Annotated in this window: 6 protein-coding genes and 1 pseudogene; 1 reads left to right on the plus strand and 6 read right to left on the minus strand. The window is 55.4% G+C overall.

The annotated features are described in order from the left end of the window. Positions 1–329: 329 nt before the first annotated feature. Positions 330–1,544, plus strand: a complete 1,215-nt coding sequence (locus RMSM_RS18700) for a zinc-dependent alcohol dehydrogenase (RefSeq protein WP_008699682.1) — start codon at positions 330–332, stop codon at positions 1,542–1,544. Positions 1,545–1,625: 81 nt separating this feature from the next. Here RMSM_RS18700 and RMSM_RS18705 read toward each other — a convergent pair whose 3' ends face one another. The 6 genes and pseudogenes from RMSM_RS18705 to RMSM_RS18730 all read right to left on the minus strand — a co-directional run. After that, the gene (locus RMSM_RS18705) at positions 1,626–2,183 is read right to left on the minus strand and encodes an inorganic diphosphatase (protein ID WP_008699685.1); all 558 of its coding nucleotides are present in this window, start codon (positions 2,181–2,183) and stop codon (positions 1,626–1,628) included. Then, positions 2,180–3,307, minus strand: a complete 1,128-nt coding sequence (locus tag RMSM_RS18710) for an acetate/propionate family kinase (RefSeq protein WP_008699686.1) — start codon at positions 3,305–3,307, stop codon at positions 2,180–2,182. Before RMSM_RS18710 ends, RMSM_RS18705 begins: the two co-directional genes overlap by 4 nt. After that, positions 3,304–5,780 (minus strand): annotated as a pseudogene (locus RMSM_RS18715) (phosphoketolase family protein). The gene RMSM_RS18710 and the pseudogene RMSM_RS18715 overlap by 4 nt, the downstream one beginning before the upstream one ends. Beyond that, entirely contained in the window at positions 5,701–6,603 is a 903-nt protein-coding gene (locus tag RMSM_RS18720) for an SDR family oxidoreductase (RefSeq protein WP_008699692.1), read from the minus strand. Before RMSM_RS18720 ends, RMSM_RS18715 begins: the two are co-directional and overlap by 80 nt. An 87-nt stretch (positions 6,604–6,690) precedes the next feature. Then, positions 6,691–7,614, minus strand: a complete 924-nt coding sequence (locus RMSM_RS18725) for a DUF1571 domain-containing protein (RefSeq protein ID WP_160168320.1) — start codon at positions 7,612–7,614, stop codon at positions 6,691–6,693. Between the two features lie 207 nt (positions 7,615–7,821). After that, on the minus strand, positions 7,822–8,922 hold a 1,101-nt coding region (locus RMSM_RS18730), incomplete at its 5' end, for a PDZ domain-containing protein (RefSeq protein ID WP_008699695.1).

Genomic DNA, 8,922 nt, shown 5'->3' on the forward strand with positions numbered 1-8,922 from the left:
AACGTAACTGTTTGAGCTGCAAACATCGCGCCCGATCCAGAGCGGGGAATCCCTAAATCACAACTGGGGAAATCCTCCATCTTTCGTGTCGTGTCATTGCATCCGATGAATTAGGGCAGCCTCGTCAAGCCGTGGCAGCGATCTTCGGTTTGAAGCCGAGGCGGTTCGGCTCCGCTGCTGTTTGAAGTTTTTTTGCAATCGCTCTTTGTGACGAATCGACCTGCTTGGTTTTCGACCAGTTTGACGGCGAGCGATGGCACATTTGTTGCGTCTTGAGCACTTCGTCAATCTGTTCGTCATCCCCATCTTCCACCAACAGAGCAAGAAAAATGAAAGCGGTCGTATTTCACGGTGTCGGAGACATTCGATTGGACAATGTCGATGCCCCAAAATTGCAAGATCCTACTGATGCGATCGTTCGGTTGACGTCCAGTGCGATCTGTGGGACCGATCTTCACTTTGTTCGTGGAACGGTTCCAGGGATGAAACCAGGAACAATTTTGGGGCACGAAGGGGTAGGGATCGTCGAGGAAGTCGGCGACCAAGTTCGGAATTTCTCTGTTGGCGATCGCGTCGTCATCCCATCGACGATCGCTTGCGGCAGTTGCGCTTACTGCCGAACCGGGTACTTCGCTCAATGTGATTGCGCCAACCCTAATGGCAGCGATGCGGGAACCTGTTTCTTTGGCGGTCCCGAGATGACCGGGCCTGTCCATGGATTGCAGGCCGAGTATGCTCGCATTCCGTTTGCCAACGTGGGATTGGTTCGTCTTCCCGACGGGGTTACCGACGAGGAAGCGATTCTCATCTCTGACATCTTTCCAACCGGCTATTTCGGGGCCGATCTGGCCGAGATCACTCCCGGAGACACCGTCGCGGTGTTTGGCTGTGGGCCAGTCGGGTTGTTTTCTATTATCAGCGCTCACCTGCTAGGGGCCGGCCGCGTGCTTGCCGTCGACCGAGTGGAAAGTCGTTTGCAGCTTGCGCGAAAACATGGGGCCGAGGTGATCAATTTCGAAAAGGAACCCCCGGTGGAAACGATCAAACAATTGACCGCCGGGATCGGTGTTGATCGCGTGATTGATGCCGTGGGGGTCGATGCGGAAATGCCTCGCTCGGGACCTGCGGCCGATGACGCCAAGGCGATGCAGCCCCAGTTTCAGCAAGAGCGAGAAGGGGTTGCACCGGAAACCAATCCCGATGGCGACTTGTGGCAACCCGGACATGCCCCATCGCAAGTTCTACGCTGGGCAACCGAGGCGTTGTGCAAAGCAGGGACGCTTTCGATCATCGGCGTCTATCCACCTAATGCAACGACGTTTCCGATCGGCATGGCGATGAACAAGAACTTGACCATGAACATGGGAAATTGCAATCACCGCAAATACATTCCCAAATTGGTCGGGATGGTCAATCGTGGCGAGCTTCAACCGACAGGCGTGTTGACGCAAACGCAGCCCATCGTGTCGGCGATCGAAGCCTACAAAACGTTTGATCAACGCCAAGCCGGATGGATGAAGGTCGAACTTGATCCGGCTGGCTAGCCAGCGCCACCGATATGCGGCAGTGGCGTTGTTGTCGTCATCAGAGTCGCCGCAGCGAATACACCATTCTGTTTAGTCTGTTTAGGAGGCTTGGTAACGCTGTTTGTAGCGAACGACCGCGTCGTTGATGACCGCGTACGCGGTCTCGGCGTCTTCGAAGTCTTCGACCTCGACGCTTTTGTTTTCTAGGATTTTGTAGTCAAGAAAAAAACGGCGAACCATTTCCAAGCGATGCGAAGGCAAGGATTGCAGGTCGTCAAACCCATTGAATTCGGCATCCGACAGTGCCACCCCGATGATCTTGTGGTCGCGTTTTCCTTCGTCGATCATCGTCATCATGCCGATCGGTTTCGCAGCCATCAACGACAGCGGGACCACCGGTTCTTGGCACAAGACCATGATGTCAAGCGGATCGTCATCGTCGGCAAATGTTTGCGGGATGAAGCCATAGTTGGCCGGGTAGTGAACCGCAGAAAACAGAACCCGATCGACCGTCAGCAGCCCCGTTTGTTTGTCGAGTTCATATTTAACTTTACCGCCGCGTGGAATCTCGATGATGGCGTTGACGGTGTTTGGCACATCATCACCAGGCCCCACACCATGCCAAGGATGAACGGTTGGTTGTGGTGGCGATGTCATGCTCCGAGACCTTCAAAATGTCCATGTTGGATTAGTAGCCGTGCCATCTGCAGTTCTTCCCGCGCAGGGATGAACGCCAAGGTCACGCCGTCACGGTTCAGACGCGTCGGAATGGTCAATTCGTCGCTTCGATCATTGGCTTGGGGATCCAAGTGGATATTAAAACAGTCCAGTTGATCGAGAAGGTGTTTGCGGAATTGCGGCGAATCTTTTACCAACGCCCCTGAGATCAGCACAGCGTCGCAGCCGCCCAACGTGGCGATCGAGGCACCGATCGATTCGCGTACTCGCGCGGCATACATTTCGATCGCCAACGTTGCATTAGGGTCACCTGATTGCAACGCAGGTAATATGTCGCGAGTGTCGCTGCTGATCCCCGAAACGCCCTTGAGTCCGCTGTCTTGGTTGAGCAATCGTTCCACTTCGTCCACGTCGCGGCCTTCGCGTAGGAGCTGAAAAACGATCGCAGGGTCCAGGCTGCCACAGCGTGAACTCATCATCAAACCATCCAGCGGCGTCATTCCCATCGTGGTTGCCACACTCTTGCCGCGATGAACTGCACACGCGCTCGCACCGCCACCGAAATGTAACGAGATCACGCGGTCGGTTGCTCCGTCGTGCTCGACACTGGCTGGGGAATGGTGGAAAGATTGGCTGACGTATTGATGTGCAATCCCGTGAAAACCATAGCGGCGATACTTTTGTCTGAGCCCGTCTGGTAACGCAAAGTATCGCTGGGGTTCGGGCATCGTTCGATGGAAATGAGTGTCGAACACGGCGTACACGGGGCAGCCGATTCGCTGTTTTACCGATTGCAATACCGCAATCGCGGTCGGCAGATGTAGCGGTGCGAGATGCGTGATTTGACTTAGTTTTTCGATCGTCTGATCATCGACCCGAGTCGGTTCGATGAATTCGTCGCCTCCGTGAACGACGCGAACGCCAACGGCTTCGAGTCGCTCGGGATCTCTTTCATCCAGCACGTTTTCGGCGGCTTGGCGAACGGCATCGGCGCCCTTGATGCGGTCGACCATGCCACCACCGATGTCGCGACATCCATTTCGCGGATCAAATAAACGATACCGAAGCGTCCCGCTGCCGGGATTGAAACACAGGATGCTCATTGCAGCGTCCATTGGGTGAATGCGTCAATGTCTTTGCCATGTTCCTCGGCGAAATTTAGCCACGCTTGCCGCTGGTCCGAGTACTTCGCTCGCAGATCCGAGATATCTCGGTCTAAATCGTCCCTGCGTTCGCTGACGGCGTTCAAGATCTGGTCTAACAAACTGAATCGATCGATTTGGTGACGGCAAGCAGCGTCAATGGCGTGGTCGTCGTCCCTTCTTCGCGATAACCATTAATTCGAAAGCGATGATGCTGGGCCGATTCCAAAGCAATTGTTTGATACGCCGACGGGTAGCCGTGAAAGTTGAAGATAACAGGGCAATCGACGCCGAAGTAATCGACAAATTTTTGTTCATTGAGTCCGTGCGGGTGAAAGGAATCCAATTCCAAAATCAGCAGGTCGGTGACGTTGACCAAGCGCAGCCGCAGTGAGGGCAAGTCGCGGGACAGCAGACGCGCCGCCATCACCGCCTCGGCTGTGGGGTAGACGCCGGCGCAGGCGAGCACCGCGTCGGGTTGATCGGATGGGGATCGCGACTCGTTAGAGGCCCAGTCCCAGATCGATAGGCCTCGCTCGCAATGCTTCGCCGCTTCATCCGCACTCAAGTACTGAGGCATCGGCTGTTTCGACGCGACAATCAAATTGATCTTGTCGGTGCTGCGCAGACAATGGTCCATCGTGGAAAGCAGACAATTGGTGTCGGGCGGTAAATAGATGCGAACGTTCTCGGCTTTTTTGTTTAGCAGCGTGTTGATAAATCCAGGCATCTGATGCGAGTATCCATTGTGGTCTTGTCGCCACCCTTCGCTGCTGAGCAGATAGTTCAGTGAAGAGACCGGTTTTCGCCACTCGATCTCGCCCGATCGTTTCAGAAACTTGGCGTATTGCCCCATCATGCTGTCGACGATCGACACGAACGCTTCATAACAAGGAAACAATCCGTGACGGCCGGTCAGCAAATAGCCTTGTAACCACCCTTGGCAAGTATGTTCCGATAGAATCTCCATCACCGATCCTGACGTTGAAACGTGTTCATCGTGATCGGCAACGGGCCACATGAATTGTCGATCGGTGGCGTCGAACACGGCGCTGAGCCGATTGGAATCCATTTCATCGGGGCATACGATTCGGTAACGACCGCGATTGGCTTGGACGACCTGCTTTAGGAATTCGCCACATGTCTTGGTGTCGCTGGCGGTAATCTGTCCTCGGCTTTTTGGATCGATGTCGACTGCTAAATCACGCCATGGCGGACATTGCAGCGGTTGACGGCGCTGGCCACCGGCAGCGTGCGGATTCATCCCCATCCGGGAAACGCCTGTGGGCGCGACTTCGATCCAATCGCCACGCACGCAGCCGGATTCATCAAATAGATCTTCGGGTTGATACGAGCGTAGCCAACGCTGAAGCGTTTGCAGATGTTCCGGATTGGATTGAGGATCCGGGATCGGAACTTGATGAGCCCGATAGGAACCTTCTAGCGGCTTGCCATCAAGGGAATCGACAACGCTCCATCCCTTTGGCGATTTCAAAATGATCATCGGCCATCGCGGGCGTTCCGGGGTGGAGGCGTTTCGTATCGCGGTGATTTGTTCAAACGCCGTATCGAGCGTGTCTCGCATCGCTTGATGTGCCGCGACGAGCGAGTCATCGTGGTTGATGTTGACGAACAAGGGATGATAGCCGAACCCGCGAAACAGTGATTCCAATTCGCTGTCGCTCATCGCCCCATACAACGTGCGGCTGGCGATTTTGTATTGATTCAAATGTAAAATCGGCAGCACGCTGCCATCGCGATGCGGATTAAGAAACTTGATCGAATGCCAAGCCGTGGCCGTGGGGCCTGTTTCCGCTTCGCCATCGCCCACGATACAGGCGACCAGCAGTTGAGGATTGTCTAGCGCCGCGCCGAAGGCGGTCGCCAGTGCGTAACCTAGTTCACCGCCTTCGTGAATGGTCCCCGGTGTGGCGGGCGTCAGATGGCTTGGAAACCCGCCTGGCCATGAAAAACTGCGGACCAGATGACGCAATCCGTCGCCGTCTCGCTGGTATCCCTCGTGACGCTCGCCAAGCGAGCCTTCGAGAAACAGGTTGGCCAGATTGGCGGGGGCTCCGTGGCCCGGTCCGGTGACCAACAACACCGAAACGTCCTGCGCAAGGATCAAACGATTGAGGTGTGCGTACACGAGATTGATGCCGGGGACGGTTCCCCAGTGCCCGAGCAATCGCGGCTTGATGTGCTCGGGTTTCAGCGGTTCGCGAAGCAATACATTCTCACGCAGATAGATCTGGGCCGCCGCCAAGTAATTGGCGGCTTGCCAATAGCGAACGATCTGCTCGGTGCGGATTTTGTCGGATTTTGCAACTGAATCTTCTATGGTTGTCATGAGATCACACCGGGGTTTTTCCGCCGGTGCAACCAAAGACTTCGGCGGTGACGTAGCTGGCTGCGGGGCTTGCCAGCCAGACATACAGAGGCGCTAATTCGACAGGCTGTGCCGGACGTTGAAACAAAGTATTCGCTCCGAAGTTCTCAATGTTTTCCTCGGGCATGGTGCCGGGGATCAGCGGCGTCCATACCGGGCCGGGGGCCACTGCATTGACGCGGACGCCGTGTTCGATCGCCAATTTCGCCAATCCTTTGGTCATCCCCAGCAGCGCCGATTTGGTGGCCGAATAGGGCAGCAGTGACGGCGAAGGATTGTAGCCTTGGATCGATGCCGTATTGATAATACTGCCGCCAGCGGGCATGCGATTCAGTGCGGCGCGGCAGAGCCAAAACGTGGCGTACACATTGGTTTTGAAGATGCGGTCAAAGGTCTCTGTCGACCAATCGTCGATGTCATCGCGAGTTTGTTGGTAACCCGCGTTATTGACCAACAGATCAATTGTCCCGAGTTCATCCACCGTCTTGTCGATCAATTGCTGACAAAAACTCTCGTCGCGAAGGTCACCGGGAAGCACTGCCGCCTTGACGCCAGCGTCGCGAACAAGTTCGGCCGTTCGCTCGGCATCTTCGTTTTCGGACAAGAAATTGATCGCGACGTTGGCGCCTTCGCGAGCGTATGCGAGTGCTACCGCACGGCCGATTCCGCTGTCGCTGCCGGTCACCAAAGCCGACAGTCCTTTTAGTTTTCCCGATCCCTCGTAGCTCTGTTCGCCGTGATCGGGTTGAGGCTGCATCTGAGATGTCTTGCCCGGCATCTCGATCGGGGATTGGTCCTTGAACGGCGGTGTGGCATGCGCCTGGCGTGGGTCGACGAGTTGAATACGCTCAGCATTAGCAATGGACATTAAATCACCTCAATGATTTTACGTAATACGGATGTCGGAACTAAACACCACGCATCGAATTCGAAATGAAATCGCCATGGGACCGGTCTAGCGGAATTGGTATTCGGGGTTAGTTCGGTCGAAATCGGCGTCGGTCAATCCCACGTTCAGTTTCAGGTCACAGTACAGATACCGCTCCATCAAAACGGGTTCTTCCGATTCATCCTCGGGCCAATCGAATGCTTCGAACAGGATCGGCAATCGTAGTTCGTTGTCGACATAGACCTTGGCGATATGAAACGGCAGCTGTTCTTGGCGAACCGGATGCACGACTTCGAAGTACTGGCATTTGCGTCCGTTGATTTCGACGTTCGGGCGACTCTTCACTAACACGTGTTCGACCGACAACTCGGCATTACCAACGTCGACTAATCGCTCGAGCAGTCGTCGGATGCCGAATTCGTCAATGGTGTACCGGTTGCCTTGCATCGCTAGTACGCTTGATGGCTCGATCATCGCGGTCATGAACCCGAGAACCTTGCCACCTTTGCGGACAAGCATTCGCCCATCGTTGGCATGGCTGTCCCATAAAACTTCGCGTCCGTGCATTGATTTAGGCGATTGAAATTTGATGTAGATGTTTGTGGACACATCGTCATTTTCGTCTTCGGGATAGGTATGCCGCACTTTGGCTTGGCAGCGTTTCGTAGGCCCGAGTCGTCCGTCGATACGCTCTTGTGCCAAGAATGTGCAGGTGTAGTCGCGGACCTGTTGGCGGCATCGATCCAAGCTAGCTTGGGCTTGTTGGACGAGCCTTTTGAGTTCCTGTTGATGTGCGGTGAGTTTCTCGGTTTCGGAGATTACCGGGTCGGGAGCGATCCGCAGCGACGCGTCGTCCACGCTAAGACGCGGGGGGCTCACGCGATCGGCGGTATTGGCAGAGGCTAGGATTTCATCCGCAACCGAGCGAGTCGATGCGGGAATCAACAGTGCGACGACTAGTGGCACAGCAAGCAGGCAATCTCGTTTCATCGTCATATTTCCAAGTTGAAAGAACAGCAAATTCAAGCGGTAGCAAAACAAAGCAGTCAGGTCTGGCAATGTGTCTGGCAGGGGCATCTCGCATCGGTGCTCTTGCCGGTTCTTCTTCACAACGGTTGGTTCGCCGCGAATACGGCGAACCAACCAAAATACAATCCTTGCACCTCAATCGATGCAATCAACGGCCTTCACCCCGGATTACCACCACACGCCGAAGTTACCGATGCGGACGCCGCCATCTCCGATTCCGTAACCGCGACCAAAGTTGCCGTAGTAAGGTCGACCCTGGTATCGGTAATACGAGTTGCCGTAACGTGGGCTGCGATACAGCGGCGAGCGATACCCGCTGCGATATCGATTTCGCCAATCGTAACGATCGCGGTCCCAATCACGATTGCGATCCCAGCGGCCGTCATGATCCCGTCCGCGATTCCAATCGCCATCCCAACCACGTTGGACGACCAACATCACGCCGTTTTCGTCCGTCACAGTGGACGATTGCGAGACGTCATCCCGCGTGCTCAATTCTTGCACTTGTCGCTCTAAATCACGAATTCGCCGACGCATCTGGTCGAGCGTTTCGTCCATCAGCGACGACGCGTCATCTTGCTGAGTTCGCTCGCGAAAATTGCCATGGATCGGCTGGGTCGCTTGGCGAATGAATCGCATCGGAGCTTCGTCGCGGTCCCCCAGTGTCACACTGATCTGTTTCTGATCTCCGTCTCGCTTGACCGTCAATTGCAACTTGGTGCCAGGGCCTTTGTCTTCGACACTGCTGGCGAACGTTTGCGCATCGCTGACGGCTCGTTTGTCACATTTGACGATGATGTCGCCACTTCGCAGTCCCGCATCGGCCGCGGGACTTTCGGGCATTACACGTTCCACTCTCACACCTTGGCCCTCTTCGGTGGGCGATAGCATGACGCCGAGCCAAGCGCCGTGACTGGCCGGTGGTTGATCTGCTTTGGAAGCCAGCTGTACCTCACGCTGAGTCGTTTGTCCTTCACGCCAAACGGTGACGTTTGCCTTTTCGCCTCCCTTGAGCCGCTTGATCGCTTCCATCAACTGTTTGGGCGTCGAGACCTCGGTGTCATTAACCGCAAGGATGTAGTCGCCATGGGAGATTCCCGCATCGGCTGCCGGACTTCCCAAAATCGTGTCCAGCACGCACACTCCGTCGCCGGGGCACGATCCGGCAATGACGCCAAGTTCTGCCGACTCGTCAGCCGCATGTTCGCTAGACGCCATGGCTGATTTCGGATCAGTTTGGTTGCCAACGTTTCTGTTTTCTTGCCCCAT

This window comes from Rhodopirellula maiorica SM1 (assembly GCF_000346295.1).
Classification (GTDB): domain Bacteria; phylum Planctomycetota; class Planctomycetia; order Pirellulales; family Pirellulaceae; genus Novipirellula; species Novipirellula maiorica.